Annotated in this window: 21 protein-coding genes, 1 tRNA gene and 1 pseudogene; 5 read left to right on the plus strand and 18 right to left on the minus strand. The window is 44.3% G+C overall.

Going from position 1 to position 22,332, the window contains the following annotated elements; translation table 11 throughout:
- Positions 1–7 precede the first annotated feature (7 nt).
- From rbsK to rbsD, 5 genes are all read right to left on the minus strand, one after another.
- Complete coding sequence (gene rbsK, locus OH463_RS18580; protein ID WP_005452244.1) at positions 8–925, minus strand: ribokinase; 918 nt, start codon at positions 923–925, stop codon at positions 8–10.
- Positions 926–1,129: 204 nt separating this feature from the next.
- Positions 1,130–2,008: a ribose ABC transporter substrate-binding protein RbsB gene (gene rbsB / locus OH463_RS18585; protein WP_005452246.1), complete on the minus strand. Its 879-nt coding sequence runs from the start codon at positions 2,006–2,008 to the stop codon at positions 1,130–1,132.
- A 92-nt stretch (positions 2,009–2,100) separates the two neighbouring features.
- The gene (gene rbsC, locus OH463_RS18590; RefSeq protein WP_005452248.1) at positions 2,101–3,084 is read right to left on the minus strand and encodes a ribose ABC transporter permease; all 984 of its coding nucleotides are present in this window, start codon (positions 3,082–3,084) and stop codon (positions 2,101–2,103) included.
- A complete protein-coding gene (rbsA, locus tag OH463_RS18595; protein ID WP_005452250.1) occupies positions 3,081–4,586 on the minus strand; it encodes a ribose ABC transporter ATP-binding protein RbsA in 1,506 nt (501 codons plus the stop codon). The genes rbsC and rbsA overlap by 4 nt, the downstream gene beginning before the upstream one ends.
- Positions 4,587–4,610: 24 nt before the next feature.
- Positions 4,611–5,030 (minus strand): D-ribose pyranase, encoded by a 420-nt coding sequence (gene rbsD / locus OH463_RS18600; RefSeq protein ID WP_269992016.1) that lies wholly within the window; start codon positions 5,028–5,030, stop codon positions 4,611–4,613.
- 541 nt (positions 5,031–5,571) lie between these two features.
- Between rbsD and OH463_RS18605 the strand changes: the two genes are divergently transcribed.
- Complete coding sequence (locus tag OH463_RS18605; RefSeq protein ID WP_005452254.1) at positions 5,572–7,908, plus strand: putative bifunctional diguanylate cyclase/phosphodiesterase; 2,337 nt, start codon at positions 5,572–5,574, stop codon at positions 7,906–7,908.
- Between the two features lie 94 nt (positions 7,909–8,002).
- Here OH463_RS18605 and OH463_RS18610 read toward each other — a convergent pair whose 3' ends face one another.
- From OH463_RS18610 to OH463_RS18625, 4 genes are all read right to left on the minus strand, one after another.
- Positions 8,003–8,758, minus strand: a complete 756-nt coding sequence (locus OH463_RS18610; protein WP_005452257.1) for a 5'-methylthioadenosine/adenosylhomocysteine nucleosidase — start codon at positions 8,756–8,758, stop codon at positions 8,003–8,005.
- 136 nt (positions 8,759–8,894) lie between these two features.
- Positions 8,895–9,068, minus strand: coding sequence for a hypothetical protein (locus OH463_RS18615; RefSeq protein ID WP_009696122.1), 174 nt, complete (start codon positions 9,066–9,068; stop codon positions 8,895–8,897).
- Between the two features lie 48 nt (positions 9,069–9,116).
- Entirely contained in the window at positions 9,117–9,815 is a 699-nt protein-coding gene (locus tag OH463_RS18620; protein WP_269992020.1) for an aspartate/glutamate racemase family protein, read from the minus strand.
- A gap of 466 nt (positions 9,816–10,281) precedes the next feature.
- Positions 10,282–10,719: an NUDIX hydrolase gene (locus tag OH463_RS18625; protein ID WP_053053862.1), complete on the minus strand. Its 438-nt coding sequence runs from the start codon at positions 10,717–10,719 to the stop codon at positions 10,282–10,284.
- A 574-nt stretch (positions 10,720–11,293) separates the two neighbouring features.
- Here OH463_RS18625 and OH463_RS18630 point away from each other — a divergent pair.
- From OH463_RS18630 to OH463_RS18640, 3 genes are all read left to right on the plus strand, one after another.
- Positions 11,294–11,935, plus strand: coding sequence for a murein L,D-transpeptidase catalytic domain family protein (locus OH463_RS18630; protein ID WP_005452264.1), 642 nt, complete (start codon positions 11,294–11,296; stop codon positions 11,933–11,935).
- A 210-nt stretch (positions 11,936–12,145) separates the two neighbouring features.
- On the plus strand, positions 12,146–12,553 hold the full coding sequence (locus tag OH463_RS18635; RefSeq protein WP_009702315.1) for a hypothetical protein: 408 nt from the start codon (positions 12,146–12,148) through the stop codon (positions 12,551–12,553).
- Between the two features lie 94 nt (positions 12,554–12,647).
- The gene (locus OH463_RS18640; protein WP_005452266.1) at positions 12,648–12,965 is read left to right on the plus strand and encodes a hypothetical protein; all 318 of its coding nucleotides are present in this window, start codon (positions 12,648–12,650) and stop codon (positions 12,963–12,965) included.
- Positions 12,966–13,050: 85 nt separating this feature from the next.
- Here OH463_RS18640 and OH463_RS18645 read toward each other — a convergent pair whose 3' ends face one another.
- The 3 genes from OH463_RS18645 to OH463_RS18655 form a co-directional block, all read right to left on the minus strand.
- Positions 13,051–13,728 (minus strand): DedA family protein, encoded by a 678-nt coding sequence (locus tag OH463_RS18645; RefSeq protein ID WP_005435728.1) that lies wholly within the window; start codon positions 13,726–13,728, stop codon positions 13,051–13,053.
- Positions 13,729–13,778: 50 nt separating this feature from the next.
- On the minus strand, positions 13,779–14,186 hold the full coding sequence (locus tag OH463_RS18650) for a hypothetical protein (protein WP_005452269.1): 408 nt from the start codon (positions 14,184–14,186) through the stop codon (positions 13,779–13,781).
- Positions 14,187–14,323: 137 nt separating this feature from the next.
- Positions 14,324–14,842 (minus strand): DUF4136 domain-containing protein, encoded by a 519-nt coding sequence (locus OH463_RS18655; protein ID WP_005452270.1) that lies wholly within the window; start codon positions 14,840–14,842, stop codon positions 14,324–14,326.
- Between the two features lie 325 nt (positions 14,843–15,167).
- Here OH463_RS18655 and OH463_RS18660 point away from each other — a divergent pair.
- Positions 15,168–15,242, plus strand: a tRNA-Gly gene (locus OH463_RS18660).
- Positions 15,243–15,423: 181 nt separating this feature from the next.
- On the opposite strand, the gene OH463_RS18665 is transcribed toward OH463_RS18660, so the two are convergent.
- From OH463_RS18665 to OH463_RS18690, 6 genes and pseudogenes are all read right to left on the minus strand, one after another.
- Positions 15,424–15,831 carry a hypothetical protein gene (locus OH463_RS18665; RefSeq protein WP_269992025.1) on the minus strand — a complete coding sequence of 136 codons (408 nt, stop codon included), beginning with the start codon at positions 15,829–15,831 and terminating at the stop codon, positions 15,424–15,426.
- Positions 15,832–15,934: 103 nt separating this feature from the next.
- A complete protein-coding gene (locus OH463_RS18670) occupies positions 15,935–16,792 on the minus strand; it encodes a sterol desaturase family protein (RefSeq protein ID WP_038899429.1) in 858 nt (285 codons plus the stop codon).
- A gap of 9 nt (positions 16,793–16,801) precedes the next feature.
- Positions 16,802–17,812: a DUF2804 domain-containing protein gene (locus tag OH463_RS18675; protein ID WP_269992030.1), complete on the minus strand. Its 1,011-nt coding sequence runs from the start codon at positions 17,810–17,812 to the stop codon at positions 16,802–16,804.
- 495 nt (positions 17,813–18,307) lie between these two features.
- A complete protein-coding gene (locus tag OH463_RS18680) occupies positions 18,308–18,775 on the minus strand; it encodes an OsmC family protein (RefSeq protein ID WP_005452274.1) in 468 nt (155 codons plus the stop codon).
- Positions 18,776–18,895: 120 nt separating this feature from the next.
- Positions 18,896–21,256: an ATP-binding protein gene (locus OH463_RS18685; RefSeq protein WP_269992031.1), complete on the minus strand. Its 2,361-nt coding sequence runs from the start codon at positions 21,254–21,256 to the stop codon at positions 18,896–18,898.
- Positions 21,249–22,226, minus strand: a pseudogene (locus OH463_RS18690) (cytochrome-c peroxidase). Before OH463_RS18690 ends, OH463_RS18685 begins: the two are co-directional and overlap by 8 nt.
- Positions 22,227–22,332 lie beyond the last annotated feature (106 nt).

Below are 22,332 nucleotides of genomic sequence, written 5' to 3' on the forward strand. Positions count from 1 at the left end.
TCCTTAATTAGTTTTTAACCAGAAACTCCTCAACCTCTTTTCGGGTTGGAATGGAGGTTTGCGCGCCAAAGCGAGTTACTGAGATCGCTGCTGCTGCGTGGGCAAACTTAATCGCTGATTCTAAAGGTAAGTCTTCCAATAAACCAGTGACTAATGCCCCATTAAACGTATCGCCCGCCGCTGTGGTATCTGTTGCTTCTACGCGGAAACCAGGAATGATTTCACCGCGACCGTTTTGACTCAACCACACTCCTTTCGCACCGAGCGTGATCATGACGATTTCAATGCCTTTCGAATGCAGGATGTTTGCCGCTTCTTGTGCGCTGTCATCGTCCGTTACCGTCACACCTGTTAGTACTTCCGCTTCCGTTTCATTTGGTGTGATGACATCAATGCAAGACAGTAACTCATCAGACAATTCACGCGCTGGCGCTGGGTTCAGAATGACGTTGGTTTTGGCATCTTTCGCGATTCGCGCAGCTTTCTCGATGCCGCACATTGGCGTTTCTAGTTGCATCAACAAGTAATCAGCCTGACGAATGCGCTCTAGATCTGGCTCAATCGCCTCTGCAGTCAGCTTGGCGTTGGCTTCTGCGGAGATACAAATGCTGTTCTCGCCGCTGTCCGCCACTTGAATCATGGCAATGCCCGTTGGGCAGTTCGGCTGCATTTTCACGCCAGCAATATCGATGCCATCCATTTTGAAGTTCTCACGAATGTTGATGCCGAATGAATCATCACCCACACACGCAATAAAACCGATATCTGCGTTTAATCGAGCTGCCGCAACAGCTTGGTTGGCACCCTTGCCACCTGGGATAACTTGATAGTTGCGACCATGCAGCGTCTCGCCTGGACGAGGGAAAGAAGGCACTTGAAGAACATGGTCAGCGTTTACACTACCTAACACCACTAACTTATTCATACGGTTATCCTCGGTTCTGAATGAACCCTTTATATTTGAACAGGAGTAATAGGTTTACGCTCTTTGAAAAAACGTAAGCGTATTACGATTCAAATAGATTCAGTTTTCTAACGTACCATTTTTGTTGTTTGGAATGACCCAACACATTCATTGGGTCATTCCATTATCTTCAACAAAGAAGAATCACTGAGTTGGGAGTTAAACTTACTTAGTCACGACTTTAAGCGGAACAGGAATGTACTCCTCAACCTTCTCACCTTTCAATACTTTGTCGGCCGTTTCTACACCCAAAGCACCAATAAGATCTGGCTGCTGCGCGATAGTTGCTGCTAGCTTGCCACGGTTAACTGCTGCAATGCCGTCGTCAGTGCCGTCGAAGCCAACGATGAGTACATCTTTACCAGACGCTTGAACTGCGCGAAGCGCACCCAGTGCCATCTCATCGTTCTGAGCAAATACTGCTTGAACGTCAGGGTTCGCTGCAAGCAAGTTTTCCATTACGTTCAGACCTTTAGTACGGTCAAAATCAGCAGGTTGGCTTGCTAGTAGCTCCATGTTGCTGCCCTTCACTGCTGTCATGAAGCCTTCACCACGCTCACGCGCCGCAGACGTACCGGCAATACCTTCTAGCTGGATAACTTTCGCTTTCTCACCTACTTTTTCCATGATGTAGTGACCAGCCATTTCGCCACCAACTACGTTGTCAGAAGCGATGTGGCTCACTACGTCACCACGGCTTGCACCACGGTCTAGTGTCAACACAGGGATCTTAGAACGGTTCGCCATACGAATTGCGTTTGACACAGCGTCTGAATCTGTTGGGTTAATCAGAATCGCTTTTACGCCACGAATCGTTAGGTCTTCGATGTTTGACAGTTCTTTACTCGGGTCATTTTGCGAGTCCAGTACAATCAAGTCGTATCCCAGTTCTTTCGCTTTCGCTTCTGCACCGTCTTTCATCGTTACGAAGAACGGGTTATTCAATGTAGAAACTACAATCGCCATTGTATCTTGAGCGTGCGCCGCTACCGATACGGTTGAAGAAAGAAGTGCAGCAGAGATAAGAGTTGCGAGTTTTTTCATCGTTCTAGTCCTTTGTGTAGGGTGAGCCAGCACACGTCCTCTGGCTCGGTTTGTATTCAGGATGTAATGGAGCTCTTTATTTTAAATATCAATTACTTGTTTTTGTTGTCTACCAGTACTGCTAGCAAGATAACCACTGCTTTCGCAATCATTTGGTAGTAAGAAGAAACATCGAGTAGGTTCAGCGCGTTGTTTAGGAAGCCGATGATTAGAGCACCAATCAATGTTCCCATTATGCGACCTTTACCACCCATCAAGCTGGTACCGCCAAGAACAACCGCTGCGATAGCGTCTAGCTCGTAGCCCATACCCGCTGTTGGTTGTGCCGAAGACAGACGAGACGTCACGATAATGCCAGCAAGCGCTGCCAACATGCCGCAGATGGCGTATACACCAATTTTCACACGGTCAACGTTGATACCAGAAAGGCGCGTTGCTGATTCGTTGCCACCAAGTGCGTACACGTAGCGACCAAAACGAGTGTGGTTCAGTAGGTACCAAGCTGCCGCAAAGACAATCACCATCAACCAAACTGGAACCGGGATACCAAGTGCGTAACCTGTACCAAACCATGCAAATGCATCTGCTGTGTCAGTAAAGCCCGTAGAGATAGGACGACCGTCGGTGTAAACCATGGTTACGCCGCGTAGTAACGTCATGGTAACCAGTGTTGCGATAAAGGCTTGAACCTTACCTTTGGCAATGATGATACCGCTGATCGCCCCCAAAGCTGCACCAGCGAACAATGCAGTCGGAACTGCGATAAGCACAGGCACTTCTAATGCAATCATGCTCGCGGCAAACGCACCACATAGTGCGAGTACAGAACCTACGCTTAGATCGATGCCTGCAGTCAGGATAACCAACGTCATACCTACCGCGATGATTGCGTTAACTGAGGTTTGACGAAGGATATTAAGAATATTGTCTACCGTAAAAAAGTTCGGGTTCAAAAATGACACGACAACAATCAAAAATAACAGTGCAATCAGTGACTTTTGTTCAATCAGCCACTCTTTAGTGAACAGCTTCTTGCTGCCCGTTTCGTTTGGTTTGCTCATGGTATTAGTACTCATGCTGCTTCCTCATTGATCTTCTTGCCTACGGCACAAGCGAGTAGTGTTTCTTGGTCGGCGTCTTTCGCATCAAATTCGCCCGTGATTCGACCTTCGTGCATCACCATGATGCGGTCACTCATGCCTAGCACTTCAGGCATCTCAGAAGAAACCAAGATGATGCTCATGCCATCGGCTTTAAATTTGTTGATTAGCTGGTAGATTTCTTTCTTCGCACCCACGTCGACGCCGCGAGTTGGCTCATCCAGAATCAGAACTTTGGGTTTGGTCATCAGCCCTTTTGCGATTGCCACTTTCTGCTGGTTACCACCAGACAGGTTGCCAATGATTTGGTCTCGGGTTGGCGTTTTGATGTTGAACAGTTTGATGAAGTCTTCTACCGCCACGACTTCTTCGCCATGTTGGATTTGGAAGCCTTTGGTAAGTTTATCCAATGCACACAGAGACATGTTCTCCTTCACGGATAAGCCAAGCACCAAGCCATCGCCTTTACGGTCTTCAGAGATGTAAGCAATACCATTCGCCAAGCCATCTTGTGGGCTAACCGGGTTAATGGTCTTATTGTCTAAGTTGATGACGCCACGCTCACTTGGTAGCGCGCCGTAAATCACCTTCATCAACTCTGTACGCCCCGCGCCCATCAAGCCTGACACACCAAGGATTTCACCACGTTGAAGCGTGAAGCTAATGTCATGAACACCCGAGCCCGTCAAACCAATCACTTCAAGACAAACATCACCATGCGTCACATCGATACGCGGGTATTGCTCTTCCAACTTACGACCAACCATCATTTCGATGAGTCCATCTTCGTTGGTGTCTTTAACTTGGCATTCGCCAATGAACTTGCCGTCACGTAACACAGTAATGTCATCACAGATTTCGAAGATTTCTTTCAGACGGTGTGAGATGTAAACGATGCCGCAACCTTGGTCGCGAAGTTCGTTAATCACTTTAAACAGCGATTCCGTCTCTTTGTCGGTCAACGCATCCGTTGGTTCATCCATGATGATGACTTTGGATTCGAAAGACAGCGCTTTGGCAATCTCCACCATTTGCTGCTCACCAAGACTTAAATCACCAAGCAATGTTTTTGAAGAGTGCTTTACGTTAAGGCGTTGAAGCAACTTATCTGCTTCTTCGTACATTCTGCTCCACTGAATACGTCCCATCGTGCCGGTAAATTCACGACCTAAATAGATGTTTTCAGCAATCGTCAGCTCAGGGATCAAGTTCAATTCTTGGTGAATGATACTGATGCCCGCTTCTTGAGAATCACGCGGACCTTTAAACGCCGCTGGCTGACCTTGATATTTGATGCTTCCTGCATCCATGTGGTAGATGCCTGTAAGCACTTTCATCAAGGTCGACTTACCTGCCCCGTTCTCGCCCATCAGCGCCATCACTCGACCCGGGTATACATTAAGGCTGGCTTTATCCAACGCCTTAACACCCGGGAAGGCTTTCTCAATGTCGCTTAGTTGTAGAATGGCTTGAGTCATAATTTGTCCTCAATTAGTTGTGGCTTAAAACACCACGCCAGCTTGGAAAATCACGTTCGCATACGGTGTGCACTCGCCTGTTCTAACAACAGCGCGACTCTGTTCTGTACGAACTTTAAAATCTTCATGCGATACATAGTTAATCGCGATTTGCTTACCTGTTTGCTCACTCTCTTTGGTTAGTTCAGAGATCAGCGCATCGTGGTGAACTGGGCTAACTGTTGCGAATTCTTCAGAAATGATGACCCCTTCAATTTGGGACTCAGACAGAATCACGCGAACGGTATCAAGGAAACCAGGTACGCCATGAGTCAACGCTAAGTCAATACGTTGTACATGATCAGGAATTGGCAAGCCCGCGTCACAAATGGTGATTTCGTCGGTATGACCCAGCGTCGCCACCAAGTAAGAAATTTCTGAGTTAATTAGGGTACTTTTTTTCATCTCATCGACCTTTCGGTTACACGTTCATACAACTGTGAGTGTCTCTCTTGGACTAATTTCTATATTGACAAAACACTCATCGAAACGTTTCGATGCAATAATAGAACGCCAAGGAGAATTGACCAGTCGCAGATCGATAAGGTGTGAGAATGATCCGTAATTGAGTGCTAACTGATTAAGAAAAAGATATTGAGGTCACACTTCGCCATCGAAACGTTTCGATGGCATCTGTTGAACGGGAGAGAGACTTCCATTCAATCGGTATTAATCTGAATTCATAAGTCGGACGAATGAGTTGAAGACCTTTTCGCTGGAATAAATCTGTTCAATTTATGAGACGGTGACACCTGTGAACATGAAAAAACCTCACACAGCATCACAAATATCGGAAACCTGACTGACTTTCGAAAAACACACACTTACAATTTCCTCGAATACAAGGAAAGTATCATCATCCGTTCGATACCTCAGGTAGGCACCAATAGGTAATACTCTCAGGTTAGAAGCGTTTGTAGGGACACAAACGGAAAGTAAGAAATACATGAAATTAAGCAACAGAGTCGTTTTGCTTGTCGCCCCTGTCATTCTAATTAGCGCACTGGTGTCGAGTTACATCATCTATAGCATTCAAAAAGTCACGCTAATCAAAAGGGAAGACAGCTATATCCAGCTGCAAATGGAAAAGCTCGCTGGACAGTTTCGCCAAGCCAACATTTTTCTCAACAGTTATGCCTATACCTTGGGTAAAAGCGAGGTACTGCAAGATTATTTTGTAAATCATGATAACCGCTATCGTGAGAGGCAACTGTTCAAACGTTTAGATGAAACCATAGAGGTGCTCAGCCACGGGTACCGAGGGGATGCCAACATGGCGATCCTCGATGGTAGACAAGACCTTCTCTACTACACCGAAAATCAATATTACGAATCAAATGGTCGAGTGGACCCTAAGATCCTTGAGTATGTCGACAAAAGCTATAAAGCCAATGGGGATGTCAGCCATACCGGTTTTATTTACAACAGCAGCGGGCAAAGCATTCTATTGCAATATGAGTTGTTTGATAAACGTACCGGAGAACCCCCGTTAAGCTTTGACCCACAAAACGTTTTCTTTGTTATCGTGTCTGTGTCACTCGAAGCGTTCAATGACATCAAACATGAGATCGAATTTGATACGCACAGCGTGATTACCTTTTCTGACAAGCCGATTATCTTAGATATTCCCCTCGCCCAGACGATTGAACTTCTACCCCATTTCTATGCCATTTTATCGCCAGCAGAATATCTGATGTGGAATAAGGTCGATAAGGTCTGGCTAGAACTGGCATTGTCGTTTGGCATTGCCTCGTTTTGTACCATCACATTAATTGTCTTGGTGCTGTATCGTTACGTACTTAGCCCGGTATCCCACTTAGACAAACAGCTTAGAGAAATTGAGTCCAACAAGCGTGCTAACATTGAAAAACTAGACACTGATGACGAGATTGGACGCCTTTCTTCTCGCTTCTTTGATATGTATGAAGAGCTGAACAACGTCTACCACAAGACCAAGCGTTTGGCAGAAACCGACCACTTAACTCAACTTGCTAATCGTCATCGCTTCCATGAACTTGCAAGCCGTGAACTGGCGGATCCTTCAGATCAGCTTTGGGTAATTTATATTGACCTAGATAACTTCAAATACGTCAACGACAAATACGGTCACGAACTGGGCGATAAGTTGCTGCAAGTCTTCTCCAGACACATCAAAAATGCGTGTCAGAAGTTCACTCAACAATACAATAGCCCATGTTTCGGTGCGCGTTTGTCCGGTGATGAGTTCGCAATCTTACTCAGTTCTAATCAAGAGAATAGCGACATACCCGATCTGTTTGCCGCGGAGTTGCTAAAGCCAATTAACAACTTAACTCAGTCAGCGAAAAACTCATTTCCAGTAACAGCCAGCGTGGGTATCGCTCAATACCCAACAGACGGTGGTGATATCGCCAAGCTCTTATCGAGTGCAGACGCAGCAATGTACCAAGCTAAGCGTGCTGGTAAAAACCAATACGCTTACTATTCTGCAGCACTCAATATCGAGGCTCAACGTCGTAGCCAAATTGAACGCGCATTGCGCAAAGCTAACGTTGAAGAAGAGTTTCATCTTGTTTTCCAACCATACATGAACAGTAATGCCAACGAGATAGAAGGCTTGGAAGTCCTATTACGTTGGGAAGCTGAAGGGATCGGTTCAGTACCACCAAAAGAGTTCATTCCTATTGCTGAACAAACCGGTTTGTTCGAAAAGATTGACCGCTGGGTATTCGCGAATGCCATGGCGGAATACCACCAGCTCAAAAATATCTTTGGGAAAGACATTATTTTGTCCATCAACTTATCGTCTGCAGAACTGAACTCACTGTCTATGGCGGAATTCATCCATGATAAAGCATCACAAAATGGTGTTCCTGCGCATTGTATTGAGCTAGAAATTACCGAAACTTTTGCGTCTGATAAACAAGGTACAGCCCTACTCGATGAGCTATCGAAACTAGGTTATAAACTGGCAATAGACGACTTTGGTTCTGGTTATACTTCTTTGACGCAATTAGTGCAGTACCCGGTACAGAAAATCAAATTTGACCGAGAGTTTTTGTTAACCCTGATGAACACCGATAATGGGCATGTCATCAAACCAATTATAGAACTGTGTCATGCACAGAATAAGACCGTTACGGCTGAGGGCATTGAGCATAACGTGATGCACGAGTGGCTTTCTTCTTACCGCTGCGACTTTATGCAGGGCTATTTGTTTGGCAAGCCAATGAACAAAGAGCAACTCGATCATTGGTGGAAATCTGCAAACGATCAGCCGTTCAAGAGCACGCACATCGCTTAGTGGGTGAAGCGAATCTTCAAGAAAAAAGCAGCATTCTAAGTGCTGCTTTTTCGTCTTATTACGGCTTGCAAAAGTTTGCCGAACCTATTTTCAATTACATGCGTTTCAGCATATTCAGAGTAATGTTTGCAGAATTGTCTGCAGTTGCCTTCTTCAGGTCTGAGTAAACAACATCTGCTGAGCCATCCGCTTTATCAGAGATTGTGCGAATCACTACGTAAGGTACATTGAAAGCGTCTGCGACTTGACCTAGTGCTGCGCCTTCCATTTCTACCGCCATCGCGTTGTATTCTTGGTAAATGCCGGTTACCTTCACTTTGCTCGCAATGAACTGGTCACCTGATGCGATAATGCCTCGATAAACACTCTCTTTCCCAAGTGTGTCAACGGCGGCATCGAATGCATACTTTTGCAGTGTTTTATCGGCGTAGAAGTAACGCTCTTCATAATCAGGCAGCAAGCCTTTCGGCATGTTAAATGCGGTTAGGTCCACATCGTGTTGCACCAAACGCGTAGAGACGACCACGTCTAGCGGATCCAATTTCGGATCACTTGCGCCCGCAATACCTGTAAAAATAAGTTGGTCAACACCGAAAGATTCAATCAGAAGGGTTGTCGTCATCGCTGCATTGACTTTACCAACACCCGATTGAGTCACAACGACCGTTTTTCCCTCTAACTCACCCATATAAAAGCGATGGCTACCGATTTTCTTTACTTGTTGATTTTGGATTTTTGGCAATAGCGCTTCAACTTCAACATCCATCGCACCAACGATACCGATGGTAGAACCTGCAACGGAAGGAAGTGAGTACGCAGCAAGCATGAGAGCAAGAGATTTCTTCAACATGGGAGTCCTGAAATGTAATACGTGTCACCAAAGTGTGACGCGACGCAGATTATACAACACATCCCAAACCAAGCAATCGTTTGCATTGGTCAATGCATACTGATTGGCTAAGAAATTCTCAATTAATGAGAAAGACTTAGCCATTTTTGGTTTTCATTGAAGAAGCGACACGCTCTTTTGCGCTAACGGTTGGCATAAAATAGTCACACGCTGGACGTTTTGCATCAGTGGGATGCCCCCATGCACCGCAAATATCTGCGCTACCTTTTTGACGAGTAAACTGGCGGCATTGCCCGCATCGATAGTTCATCACTCTTCCTTGAGTTCGTTGATCTGATTAAGCCTGTTAAGCGAAGTCTCACTTTGAGTCGAGGGCTTTTTCTACCGCTGCTTTCGCGTGGATTTCAGTTGTGTCATAAAGCTTGACGTCAGTGTGCTGAGATTCAACTAACATCGCGATTTCAGTACAACCCAGAATGACTGCTTCAGCCCCCTGTTCCACGAGTTTCTCAATAATAGTAAGGTAGTGTTGGCGCGAATCATCATGCACTTCGCCTTTACACAATTCGTTGTAGATAACGTCATGAACAATCGCCTGGTCATCTGAACTGGGTACGACGACATCAACACCAAATTTATCGATAAGTCGTTGCTTATAGAAGTCTTGTTCCATGGTAAAACGCGTACCAAGTAAACCAACCTTCTTAATGCCATCCATCACCAGCTGCTCTGCAGTCGCATCGGCAATATGAACAAGCGGTACATTAACAGCCTGCTGAATTTGGTCTGCGACTTTGTGCATCGTGTTTGTACAAATCAAAATAAAATCTGCACCGCCCGCTTCCACTGATTTTGCTGCCTGCGCGAGAATGATTGCAGTATCATTCCAACGGTCTTGGTGTTGCAGCGTTTCAATTTCGGCGAAATCGACGCTGTACAAGCAGACTTTACCTGAATGCAAACCACCTAAGCGCGCTTTCACTTCTCGGTTAATAATTTGGTAATAGTTTGCGGTAGACTCCCATGACATGCCACCAATCAGACCTATCGTTTTCATTTTCTTCCTTGTATATTTAGCTTTTGTTCAACTTTTACAGAAACTAGCATAACTTACTGAGAGAAAAGTTTATTTTTGATCAATGTTTTATACCCAAGTAACCTCGAGATGCTAGGTTCAGCGAGAATGACTTGGTTTGTAGACGCGGCGACGATTTAAAGATCTAGTCACTCTAAATCAAGAATCGGCAACAAAGTATACAAGCCAAGACCCTTACTATTTGCAAAGAGTGCCCTTTGGGAGCGTGTCTTTGACTCGCTTTTTTAGTCAAACAAATGGCTGCGTCAAACAACTTGGAAAGAGCTGGCTATTACGCGGTGTTGTTTTCCTTGAACTCGAATCAATGGCAACGCTCTGAATCCTGCATCTTGAAGTCACTTGGGTATACAATTCATTTAAACTCTTTTTCAGAAAAATCTTATTTCAAATGTACTCGTCATTTAATCATTAATTAAAAATATTATGATTATCCACAAACATTATTTATTGAGAAGTCATTATTAAATACCGATTTTAATACATGCTTTAATCTTTGATATTCACTTAAAGCTATGCGATCCACTTCTGTAGCAACAGGCGCATTTATTATTGGATACCAATTGACAGATTCTGCTTCTAGGCTCTGAATATCTCCCACCCAATCAGTGACTACATAATAATGAAGCAATTGAAGTTCGGTGGTTGGGTGATATAAAGAACACAAATATCCGCACCTTTGCGGTCTGATGTTTAGCTCCTCGTCTAATTCTCTCAGCAATGTCATGGACTGACTTTCGCCTTGTTCCATGTGCCCACCGGGTATCGCGATCATACCTGGGTCAGAGTCCTTGTCCTTCGATCTTGTTTCTAATAACACTTCATCATCCTTAACTAGGATAAATGAGACACACTCATGAACTTCCATCTTCAATGCCTTCTGCTAACAGTTTTATAGCACGCTAACATAAAAAGTTTGGATGATGTGAATGGTGAACACGAATAACTTAACGATATACAACAATCTAGCTGGCCGTTTGGTTGAATATGCCCCGCAACCCATAGTAGCTATCAATACATTCACCTTTATTCAGTCATGATTTGTTACGACTAGGATCACAGTCTAAAAACTTTTCTCCGAATGACCAGTTAGAAATAAGTTCATTGAATTCAAACAATATTTTTATTAAAAGTATAATTAAACGATGTTTTATTGAGTATCCATCTCAGTAAATATTGGTAAACACAGTTTTATTAATTAGCCAAATCGGCTAGTATTTGTTCTGAAGATTTTTAAAGTCATCAATTAACCTCTCAATATTGATTAAATTCAGTAAGTTAGTTGGATAGTCTTTACCAAATACTAAAAATATTTGAGTAATAGGCGTCACTACGCATAATAAGCAACATTGGGAATAGAGTTAAATTGATGAGCATGCTGTATTAACGACTGCACGAAGCAATCGCTAAATTTGTTGCACCAAGAGTTTTATTTAGTACAAATGAAAAAGCTATTTTTATTATTGATATGGACATCGCTGGCAGTTTCTCCTTTTGCCTTTGCTCATCATTCAGGCAAAGCGACAGAAACGAAAGCCACTAAACAACTTGTTGAAAAGACATATAAAGAAGCCAAGTTGGAAGGCGTCATTGACTTCAGTTTATTCAATGATGCGTTCTTAGCTTATAAGAAAACCTCAGACCGCAAAAAGCCACTTTTGACTATCATCGATTACAGTAAACCATCTACTGAAAAACGCTTTTATGTGGTCGACTTGGACAAGAAGAAGCTCATTTTTAATACTTATGTCTCTCACGGCGTAAACAGCGGCAAGAAGACCGCAACGAAGTTTTCTAATGTTGTGAACTCTCGTAAAACTTCTCTAGGAACATTCTTAACCGATACCACATACTATGGTTCTAACGGTTATTCACTTCGCTTGGATGGACTGACATCCGGCGTTAACGATAAAGCACGAGAGCGTTACATCGTGGTTCATGGTGCAGACTACGCGAATCCTTCTTTTATTAAGAAGAATGGTTATCTTGGTCGCAGTTGGGGTTGCCCCGCTCTGCCACAGAAGCTATCACGAGAAATCATCGACACCATTAAAGGTGGCAGTGTTATCTACGCTAGCGCTTGAGGTTTCTTGACCTAATGTTGAAAAGGGAGCTGATACGCTCCCTTTTTTAATGCGACAAAAAACTGTTCATCCTTTCAGCAAGTCGTTAGTATACGCAAGCGCCACCTTCAGGCAGCAAACGAATATCGATTCCATAGTGTTTTAGGGTTAGTTTTGGTTCACGTATTTCGCCTTTTGCTTTTGTTGTCACTCTCCCTGTTCTCAGGGCAAATGCTTGCAGCGCAAAATCAGCCATCCTCAGAATTCCACTACACGCATTCAGAAAAGCTTTATAAGCTCACTCAATACGATTATCACGCAATAAAAGCGCCTTATCGTGCATGGAATACTCGCGACTCTTGGAGTCCAGACGGTTACTTTCGTCACCTAAAACGTGATTTGCTTGGTTTACTCCCTTGTCGCCGTACATCCGGTAACGATGGTGATTTACCACTAAATATAACGCCCGACTATCACCTGTTAGTCGCGTTTTTGTCTCCATCACTGTTGGACATAGCGCTCAAAGCAACGCCATTACCCGATGCTGCCGATGTATTTGCATACCGTCGCTCGTATCATCTAGCTAGATGGAAGCAAGCCAATTTACTGTACGTGTTTGCACACAGTCGCGACGCTTAGCTCGCACATTGACTGTACTGACACAATATGGAAACCGTCAGTACCAGCCATGGATGATCTCATCTGAACACCGAATTAACTCGAGATCCTGATTATGAAAAAAATCGCGACTATTGCCACTTTGGCGCTTATTACTTTATTCACAACAACTACGCACGCAGCAAAACCAGAAGAAATGAGCAACAGCGCTCTGATGGAGTGTGCCAATGCTTCTAACGCCCGAACTGCGGTTCCTGAACACCGTGCAATGTTTCGTCATTACTTAATGGCAGAACGTGGGTACACATTCAGCCAGCTTTCTTCGGCAGAGACCGAATTCAAAGCAAAAGGCATGGATGAAACCAAAATGGAGCAGCTCTACAAAACTGAGTGCAAAGAAGCAGGCGAATACCTTTATAACAATGGTTACTGATTCCAGCTCATTTCAATTTACGTAGAGAACCAAAAAGGCGCGATTATCGCGCCTTTTTTGCTTTTCGAACTTCAGGTTTATAAGACTATGGCAATTGCGGCGTGGTTTTCGATTTACTCCAAGCCTTACGCACCTTCACCAATACAAAGCTCATAATGGCAATGGTCAGGGTAATCACCGGTGCAGCCATCAATCCCATGGTCACAATCTTGTTAAGCTTCTCTGGCAGTAGAGGCAATAATAAGCCTAAACCACACAGCAGCAGCGTCCATAGAATCGCACTCAACCATGCGAAGTAATGGAACTTACTCACGCGATTAACGCGCAAACCCATCATTAAAGGCAGCAAAGAACGCACAACCGGAATAAAGCGCGCACAAAACAATGCAATCAAGCCATGCTTACCAAGTAACATGTCAACTTGCTCCAAGCGTTTTGCGGGAACTGCATTTACCCAACCCTGCACCTTTGGTAAACGGTTTAACCATTTGCCTTGTAGGTAAGCAGCCCAGCTTCCCATTGCCGCACTCACTACGATCACTAACATGATCATCACTGGGTCCAATACACCCACCGCCGCTAAAGTGCCAGAAAGCACAACAACACTGTCACAAGGGAAAGGCGCCGCAGGAATAAAACCACTCTCAAGAAAAATAAGCGCACCCACAACAAAGTAGATAAGTCCTGCACTACCGGGTGCCATCAGTGCAGTAAAATCCTGGTGCCACAAAGCAAACAGCACCTGCGTAATTGAATCAAACATAACAAACTCCTAAACATCACAATCAAACTTCGAAAATTAATGAATAGGAATTACCGCGCATGAATAAAGCGATAGATCAGGTTGGACTCTTGCCCTGCCCCCAGCCGATATTTGGAGTGCGAATAAAAAATTTGAATGACAGGCAACGCTACGTCAGTAAACTCGCGTTTGTTGAAATCCTGCACGTCATTTAGCCAACGTGCAGGCAGCACATCGAAATCATCCGAATCTGGCGACGTATTGGAATGGTTGACGCGGAGTGCATTGCGGCTGAATAAACTCACAGCGACTTTACGTGAAGGAGAAAACGGTGCTTTCTCTAGATGCGCCTCACCATCGATCAATGAAGAGGTGTAACTGACGGCGTAGGAGATTTTTGGTGACGGTGAAGCCTGACTCAACCCAAAAGCCATCAGCGCAACAAAGAGTCCTAATACAGAGACTAAGTAAGCACGCACAGAATTCACCTAAACCACAACGATACGCTGTTGTAACTCCGTGCGTGCAAATTTGCAATTCAAATTCTTAATCGATAATAAAAAGAGCGTTTTGCAAATGATTGTTGGCGCGATTAGGCGATGATTTAACCTTCAATTTACTCTTTACCATACGGGTAGTTTTCAAACATTTTCGTGACTTCTTCCGAGATCAACTCTTCGCGCTTTTCAGTACTCATTGACTCGGTGAGCTTACGGCTAGAAACCCCCTTCCACACCACTTGATTGGCTTTAGTATCGACAAGCTCAACGACCAATTTGCCGTACTTCTTCTCTTTGTAACGCTCAGGACTGGACGTCACCACACCAAAACTGTTCCAACCGTAACCGACACTAAAACTTGAACCAGAAGATACGATCTCCGATTCTTTGATAATGTCGTGGTGCACATACAGATCACCGCCGCTTTTCACGCGCGACATTCCTTTTGATTCCAGTTGAGCTGCTAACCCTTGCTCAATGCGACGAGCATCCAAACTGGTTGGGGTGTCTGATTGTTCACCAAAATCAAACGTCTTGTAGGATGAGAAATCCGCTTGCTTGTCAACATCAGTGGTTACCGTGGTACAAGCAACCACCGAGATAGCAAACAACGTTGCCAATAAACCTTTCCACATACTCTTTCTCCTCTCTCTATCGCGCCGGTCTCTCGGCAAGTTGTGGTGTTTAATCTTACGAACCTGAGAAAATATTGAATCATTTCAACATTTAGTCTTGACCATGAATGCCAAGTGTTCAAATTCAAGACGTAATAGAGACTAAGAACAGAGTAAAACACTGGTTGAGAAAGAGAGTGAAATCGTATTCAGAGCGACATATTGCCAACAGTGCTGTGCGCTTTTTGAACGAATCGGTATTTATTTACTCACTAAGCAACTTATTGAGCAAAAAAGACTTTTCTTTTGCACTCAATCTGGCATATTGAATGAGTCCTATCGATGCGCGGGCATCGTATAATGGCTATTACCTCAGCCTTCCAAGCTGATGATGCGGGTTCGATTCCCGCTGCCCGCTCCAAGCTTTCCCTAAGCTAACTTTTTATCAGTTCCCTAAAATACCCTTTAAACTCGTACTTCATTGCTATCATGCTGTGGCTGTAATCGATCTCTGTATTTGCTACCTCTAACTGCAGGCATAAAAAAGCCCCTGCAGAGTGCAGGGGCGCGTCTTCGTTATTGTGTTCCCCATATCTTTGGGGTTAATCCAACTGAAGTGTCGTGAACGTGTCGTTTTTCAGCCCGCCACCAGCGCGTTTCTTCATGGTGACCTCAACCGATCGCTTCCCTTCATTGATGCGATAACGTAAGGCTTGAGCGAGATATTTATCATTTCGCTTCAAGTCCCTAGCATCAATCTTTAACGTACGATTCTGACGATTCACCGTGCAGCGGTAATCCCAATCGTTTTTGCCATTTTTCAAAGCCAGCAAAATACGTTGACCCGATGTTCCCGCTGATTTAATCCCGCGAGGCTGCTTATCAATAGCCAGTGCCAACCCTGCTTTACACAACTGATCTGCACTAAAAGCAGGTGCTGCGTATGCGTACCCAGAGCTGAGCATAGCGGCGGTCATCGTTACAATTGAGAAAACTCGATTAAATGTCATCGTCCGTCCCTTAAAACTTACAAAACACCGTACGCATTAAAACAACATCACCGAACACTGTCAAGCATTAATGGTATGGCGTTTAGTTAATCATTCAGAGCAGTTACTCAATTGTATCGGACGGTGGAGCAAACAAGCACCGCCAGCGCTGACGCCAAGACAAATTGGGACGGGTCACCTCTTTGAACATGTCTTTCCATTCTGCAAACGTCACGGTAATAGGATTAAAGCTGTTAACGGGCTTTGAGATGCCATAACGGACGGTTTCTACTTCAGGCTCGAACGTCCCGAACATGCGATCCCAGATAATCAATACACCAGCGTAATTTTTATCAATGTATTGACGATTCACACCATGATGAACTCGGTGATGGGATGGTGTATTGAAGACCCACTCCAAAGGGCCAAGGGACCGAATCGACTGAGTATGAACAAAGAATTGCAGACCAAGATTGAGCAGTACAACAAACACCACCCATTTAGGATCAAATCCAATAATGACCAGTGGCAACCAGAATAACCACATGCCTGCCAATGGGTACATCAGGCTTTGGCGAAATGCGGTACTGAAGTTCATACGCTCTGAACTGTGGTGCACCACGTGCGCTGCCCACATCCAACGGATACGATGGCTTGCTCGGTGGAACCAATAATAGAAGAAATCTTGCAAGACCATGAGTAACAGGAAGGTAGAAACCGTCATCTCGATATCAAACAAGCGCCAACCAAACCACCACAAATACAGTTTAGCGATCAGCAGTCCTGTTAAGATATCTGTCGCTTGATGAAGCCCAGCCAATACAAAGTTACACATGACTTCTGGCAAGTAATATCGCGCACTCTCAGGTAATCGACCACCACGTTGCCCAAACCAATATTCTGCCGCAATACAAAGAAAGAATATTGGTGCGAGCAACATCAACAATAAATCAGGATGTTCCGTAATCTGTGACCATTCCATAGTCCGTTCCTACCATTTCGCGTAATGATCTTCGGTGAGTCCCATCACCTCATCAAGTTCATGTTTAATGCCATTGTCATCAGTCAAATAACCAGAAAAGTAACCGACAAACTGACGAAAGTTACTCTTCAAAAACCAAAAGTTCTTTTTCTCTGAGCGTTGATTTTTAGGCTTGAAGATCAAGTCGATGCGCTTGTCTTGTGAGGTAATTCGCCATGACGCTTCTTGATGCAGGCGAGAAAATTCGAATTGGACAGGTGGCATCAAATGCCGTTCACCATCAATCCAAATGACGTTTTCACAATACCCAGTTTCATTCACACCAGCCGCAAGGTTCAGTCCTATCCGTTTGCCTTCCCTTTGGTGATTGATGCTCGCCCATCGCCAACTGGTCTCTCTGCGCATGTAACCAGCAGAGAAATCATACCCAGCGACTGCGTTGGTGAGATCTTGTGGCTGCCCTTTCACGCTCATTTCACCTTGAACAGCGAGTGCGTTGTGTTTTTGAGTGTAAGTCCAGCCCGAATATGCTGTTGGCGTGCAGAGCATCAAAGGCAAACTTTCTGGCTCAGGCGTTAACCTTAAGTCAGCTTGAATAAGGTCTGTTGAAAGCTGTATATGCCAGAGTCCATTTTCAATGTTGAACTGGATGGTGTCACTAGCGAGATAGGCTTGGCTGTTCCAACTAGAAGGTTGTGTTTGATAGCCCATGTTGAGCGGCTTTAGCCACTGCTGCTCGACAAGTTCATGAGTTTCGATATCAAACACATAGCAAAAGCCAGACGCCAAATAACGAATATCAGCAATCGCGACACCAATGATGTATTTCTCTGTCACGATCGAGATGAACTGGAATTGCTTATAGTCGAATCGCTTACGCCAACTCGATGCAGGCTGGTCCATCTCATTAAGATACTGAAACGCATCCAACTGAAGCGATTCGGGAATCGATGCTAAATGACCAAATTGAGGTAATCCATTCGCTTGAATAAAGGGATTCAAAGGCGTTTGCACATCCATGCTCGCTATTAATCAATGACACACCATTCGATATTAACATTAATTTAACAACAAACAGTTTGCGCCACTGCACAACATTGATTCACATACCGACTTAAAATGAACCAAAATGTGAAACCAGTCACCCATATTCAAACTATTAAACGGTTAATTAGAGCTTTATACCCAAGTAACCTCGAGATGCTAGGTTCAGCGAGACTGACTTGGTTTGTAGACGCGGCGGCGATTTAAAGGTTTAGTGGGTCTAAATCAAGAATCGGCAACAAAGTATACAAGCCAAGGCAGCTCGCCCTTTGGAAGCGTGTCATTGACCCGATTGCTGCGTCAAACAACTTGGAAAGAGCTGGCTATTACACTGCGTTGTTTTCCTTGCTCTCGAATCAATGACAACACTCTGAATCCTGCATCTTGAAGTCACTTGGGTATAACTTAGGTTACACAACAAGCAAGATTATGAAAGCTTCACCTCACTAACGCTTTTAATGGCTCATTCTCCTAATCCAATAACTCTGTCACGACGTCGGTCTTTACAGAGTTAGCGATAAAGCAGTTTTCATGTGCCATATGATGCATTTTTTCTAACTGTTCACGTGTCGGCTGTTTGTCTCCTGAAAAGACAATGTTTGGTCTAAGTGTCACTTTTGAAACCCACTCTTTACCATTTTCTCCCGTTGTAAGTTCGCCCACCGCTTCATCTACGTAGGAGTCGATCACATAACGGCGTTTAGCAGCAATAGAGAGAAAGACCAGCATATGACAGCTTGAAAGTGCCGCAATAAACGCTTCTTCTGGGTCCACATTCTCAGCTACAGATAAAGGCAATGGAACAACATGAGGAGATGGCGAAGCAGGAACACAAAGCCCACCATCAAACTGCCAAACGTGCGCTCGGCTGTATTGATTATCACTGAAAATTTCGTCGGTTTGACGTTGCCATTTAATCACTGCGGTATGTTGACTCATTGCAATTCCCTGCCCTGTCGTTGCGCACTCCAAAAGGAGATGATTTCAAAAGAGAGCTAAGTAGACCACAACCTAGTGCTTACTCCCACTCACAAGGCAGAAAATGCGGGTATAGAGCGATCAAATCACTTGGTTTGAATCTGTTTGTTGCTTTCGGCAACGATCAATCAAACGCTGTCCTTGATGAATATTAACTTGCAGTCGGTTGATCAACTTTTGCAATTGTTCAATATCAGGAATCTGCTTGTTCTTAACTTGAGTTTCGATTTCTAGCGCCTGATTCGCCAGTGTGTCTAACCCAAGATTCAACGCCATCCCTTTGGTGGTGTGCAAGGTGCTGTAAAGTGACGATAAGTCTTCTGCCATGAAATACTCAATCAACTCATCAACCGATTTTTCGAAATCATTCACTATGCTTTCAAGCAGATCTAACAGTGCATCAGGCTCCTCTTTGAGCATTTCTACCGTCTCAGAATGAGTCAGCTCTTCTTCTGTCAGTCTCAGCCTCTCAATTGGTTCACGATGTAACTCAACCACGTTTTCAGCTTGATCCGATACGTCATTTTGCACAGGTAAACGAGAGGCAAACTGCTTGAGCGCATCAGCAAAGCTCTCTCGCTGCAATGGTTTGGTCAGTACATGGTCAGCACCCGCGTCGATAAAGTTATCGTGCGCTTCTCTAAACACATCGGCGGTGTAAGCAAACAATAAGGTCTTCACACCAATCTTCTCTCGGATAAATCGCGTCGCCTCAACCCCATTCATCTCCGGCATGTGATTGTCCATCAGTATCAAGTCATATTGGTTCTCTTGCGCTTTCTTAGTCGCAATCAAACCATTCTCAGCAATCTCGACCGTATGCCCTAACTTTTCGCAGAAACCTTTCGCCACAATCGCATTCACACGGTTGTCTTCGGCAAGGAGAATGTGCAGATTGCGTTTATTCTCCTGCTGTTGCTCAGCTTTGGTGTTTGGCATTGCCGGCTGTTCTTTCTCTACCCAAGGGATAGGAAGATCCACTAAAAACTGAGTCCCAATGCTCTCAACACTCTTGAGCTTAATCTCTCCACTCATCAATTCAGTGAGCTTTTTGACAATCGCGAGACCAAGCCCTGTACCTCCAAACTTACGCGTGGTAGAGGTATCAGCCTGTTCGAACGAGTTAAAAATGCGACCTTGTTTATCTTCCGGAATACCAATACCAGTGTCGTTCACCGAGAGGAGAAGACGTTTTCTTTGTTCATCAAGCTCAGCGCGGATCAATACATGCCCATCACCCGTAAACTTCACGGCATTGCCTGCGAGATTGAACAAGATCTGTCGAATACGCGCGCAGTCACCGTTAAACTCGATGTTTTCTGGCACTTCGTTCTCGACGTAAAGCTGAATGTTTTTCTCTTCGATTAAAGGCTGAATCGCACTACAAACTGGGGTTAGCACTTGAGGTAAATTGAATGGTGCGGCTTCTAGTTCCAACTTGTTCTCTTCAACTTTAGAAAAGTCCAAAATGTCATTGAGAATCGTCATGAGGTGTTGACCAGAGTCCAAGATCACTTTTACATGCTCTTTGGTTGTCTTTTCTTGAGTTTCGCTGGCGATGATTTGCGAAATGCCCAATACACCATTCATTGGCGTTCTTAACTCATGGCTCATGGTTGCTAAGAATTGTGACTTGGCTTTTGCCGCACGTTCCGCCTTTTCTGTCGCTTCAGTTAATTCGTCATTGAGATGTTTGAGCTTATTCACACGATGTTGAGTTTGCAGCACAAATACGGTTACCAATAAGATGATGGACAAAAGAACAAACACCCATGTGAGTCGAGCTTCACGCTGTGCGATCTCAAGTAACTGATGTTCAGAATACTCAACAAACTCAAAATAATGGCTTTCTAAAATCTTGTTAGTAAGCAACTCTATCTTTCGCTCACTTTGGCGCAGTCGATTCAAGAACAATGAGATGTTTTGACTTTGAGGATTATCGCCTTGTAATGCGGCATTGGTTAGAAAGTTAAAATAGTGCTTCTCTAACCAAGAGTCATCATTTTGCGCCGCAAACTGACGTTGATAAATATTGTGTAGAGTGAGTGACTCGTACTGGTTTGCAACTTGAACACCAATTAACATGTCCAGGGTTTGCGTCGCATCGCGAACCTTACCATCAAATTGAGCTACGATATTTTTTACACGATTTTTCGTAGGCGTAAATTCAAACCAAATTGACTGTTTAAAAACCGAACATAGATTCTCGGCGGCAAGTTCAAGCTCAACCAAACTTTCGGTAATTTCGTACGTTTTTCTCTCTTCCATTGAATAACGATTGACGACTCTGTCTCGGGCTTCTATCAAATGGTGACCAATTTCAGAAAGCGATGCGTGCAACCCTTGAGTATTTTTTGAATTCACATGGCTCATGCACGCTAACACCGCCATTACGGCAATAACGACGAATAAGGCGGCGTTCACTAAACGGAATTTATTCATTTTCAAACACCTCCAAAATTGCAGGTCTTGGGGCGCTCAAGGTCTTAAGGAAGGCTTCGATATCTGCCACGTTATCGTCGCTCATCGTTACACCCTATTGAGTCTGCGACATGATTTGTATGGCATCCGATAACTTATCAATTTGCCCATTGTGAAAGTAAGGGCTGGTTTGTCCTACATTCCGTAAGCTTGCCACTCGAAAGTAGAACTTGTCTTCTCCATCAGAGGTTCTTAAATGCCGTCCTGTGTCGAGGTTGTCATCAGGTACTTGAAAATAGCCAAACCGTTGAATCATCGCCCCGCCAATATTTCGTCCTTGATGACATTGAACACAACCCACTTGCTGAAAAGTCTCCCAGCCTCGTATTGCCTGTTCATTCATAGCATCTGTCTCACCAAGCAAATAAGCATCAAATGGAGAACTTGGCGTCTGGAGCCCTTTAACAAACTCCACAATTGCACGCTTAATGTTGTTCACATCAATACTTCGGTTATCCGCTTGCTTAAAAAGCGCCTGATATGACGGGTTGGTCTGAACATATTTTTCTATCTCTTCCCAATTAGAGTCCATCTCCAATGGGTTTTGAACTGGACCATCGATCTGAGCCATCAGCGAGTTTGCTGTACCATCCCATAGAAATCGATAATTTAAGGCGGCATTAAAAACGGAGATTGAATTGCGAGTGCCAACGCCATGCACCCCAGTAGAAACTGGCGTCAATTCTGCACCATTCGTCGAGAGATCATGGCAAGTCTCACAACTGATCGTGCCATTAGATGAAAGCTTTGGGTCTCGGAACAAGTGCCAACCAACTCGAGCTAGATCCATGTCGATCGTAGGTTTGCCATCAATTGGTTGCACCAACTGAAAATTCACTTCGTCATCATGCGTAGTACCAGCAATAGCGAAAGCGCAAAAACCTATCATCAAACATCCACATAACCCTTTTGTGGTAAGCCTTTTGTTCATAGTTCTGGGTATCCTTACCTAACCTCTTAATATGAACTTAGTTGCTTTTAACTTTTTTTCCATTACTGCCCGTATGGATATTGAGCACCCTCCCATAACTTATTGA

The organism is Vibrio sp. NFR (assembly GCF_027587095.1).
In the GTDB taxonomy this organism is placed as follows: Bacteria; Pseudomonadota; Gammaproteobacteria; order Enterobacterales; family Vibrionaceae; genus Vibrio; species Vibrio harveyi.

What these genes read in the sequence shown, in the direction of transcription:
- OH463_RS18640 (WP_005452266.1), top strand. Translation starts at nt 12,648, where the DNA reads ATGAAAAAAATCGCGACTATTGCCACTTTGGCGCTTATTACTTTATTC.
- OH463_RS18615 (WP_009696122.1), bottom strand. Translation starts at nt 9,068, where the DNA reads ATGAACTATCGATGCGGGCAATGCCGCCAGTTTACTCGTCAAAAAGGT.
- OH463_RS18605 (WP_005452254.1), top strand. Translation starts at nt 5,572, where the DNA reads ATGAAATTAAGCAACAGAGTCGTTTTGCTTGTCGCCCCTGTCATTCTA.
- rbsB (WP_005452246.1), bottom strand. Translation starts at nt 2,008, where the DNA reads ATGAAAAAACTCGCAACTCTTATCTCTGCTGCACTTCTTTCTTCAACC.
- OH463_RS18610 (WP_005452257.1), bottom strand. Translation starts at nt 8,758, where the DNA reads ATGTTGAAGAAATCTCTTGCTCTCATGCTTGCTGCGTACTCACTTCCT.
- OH463_RS18665 (WP_269992025.1), bottom strand. Translation starts at nt 15,831, where the DNA reads ATGACATTTAATCGAGTTTTCTCAATTGTAACGATGACCGCCGCTATG.
- OH463_RS18645 (WP_005435728.1), bottom strand. Translation starts at nt 13,728, where the DNA reads ATGTTTGATTCAATTACGCAGGTGCTGTTTGCTTTGTGGCACCAGGAT.
- rbsC (WP_005452248.1), bottom strand. Translation starts at nt 3,084, where the DNA reads ATGAGTACTAATACCATGAGCAAACCAAACGAAACGGGCAGCAAGAAG.
- OH463_RS18630 (WP_005452264.1), top strand. Translation starts at nt 11,294, where the DNA reads ATGAAAAAGCTATTTTTATTATTGATATGGACATCGCTGGCAGTTTCT.
- OH463_RS18620 (WP_269992020.1), bottom strand. Translation starts at nt 9,815, where the DNA reads ATGAAAACGATAGGTCTGATTGGTGGCATGTCATGGGAGTCTACCGCA.
- OH463_RS18625 (WP_053053862.1), bottom strand. Translation starts at nt 10,719, where the DNA reads ATGGAAGTTCATGAGTGTGTCTCATTTATCCTAGTTAAGGATGATGAA.
- OH463_RS18685 (WP_269992031.1), bottom strand. Translation starts at nt 21,256, where the DNA reads ATGAATAAATTCCGTTTAGTGAACGCCGCCTTATTCGTCGTTATTGCC.
- OH463_RS18680 (WP_005452274.1), bottom strand. Translation starts at nt 18,775, where the DNA reads ATGAGTCAACATACCGCAGTGATTAAATGGCAACGTCAAACCGACGAA.
- OH463_RS18670 (WP_038899429.1), bottom strand. Translation starts at nt 16,792, where the DNA reads ATGGAATGGTCACAGATTACGGAACATCCTGATTTATTGTTGATGTTG.
- OH463_RS18675 (WP_269992030.1), bottom strand. Translation starts at nt 17,812, where the DNA reads ATGGATGTGCAAACGCCTTTGAATCCCTTTATTCAAGCGAATGGATTA.
- rbsK (WP_005452244.1), bottom strand. Translation starts at nt 925, where the DNA reads ATGAATAAGTTAGTGGTGTTAGGTAGTGTAAACGCTGACCATGTTCTT.
- rbsD (WP_269992016.1), bottom strand. Translation starts at nt 5,030, where the DNA reads ATGAAAAAAAGTACCCTAATTAACTCAGAAATTTCTTACTTGGTGGCG.
- OH463_RS18635 (WP_009702315.1), top strand. Translation starts at nt 12,146, where the DNA reads ATGCTTGCAGCGCAAAATCAGCCATCCTCAGAATTCCACTACACGCAT.
- rbsA (WP_005452250.1), bottom strand. Translation starts at nt 4,586, where the DNA reads ATGACTCAAGCCATTCTACAACTAAGCGACATTGAGAAAGCCTTCCCG.
- OH463_RS18655 (WP_005452270.1), bottom strand. Translation starts at nt 14,842, where the DNA reads ATGTGGAAAGGTTTATTGGCAACGTTGTTTGCTATCTCGGTGGTTGCT.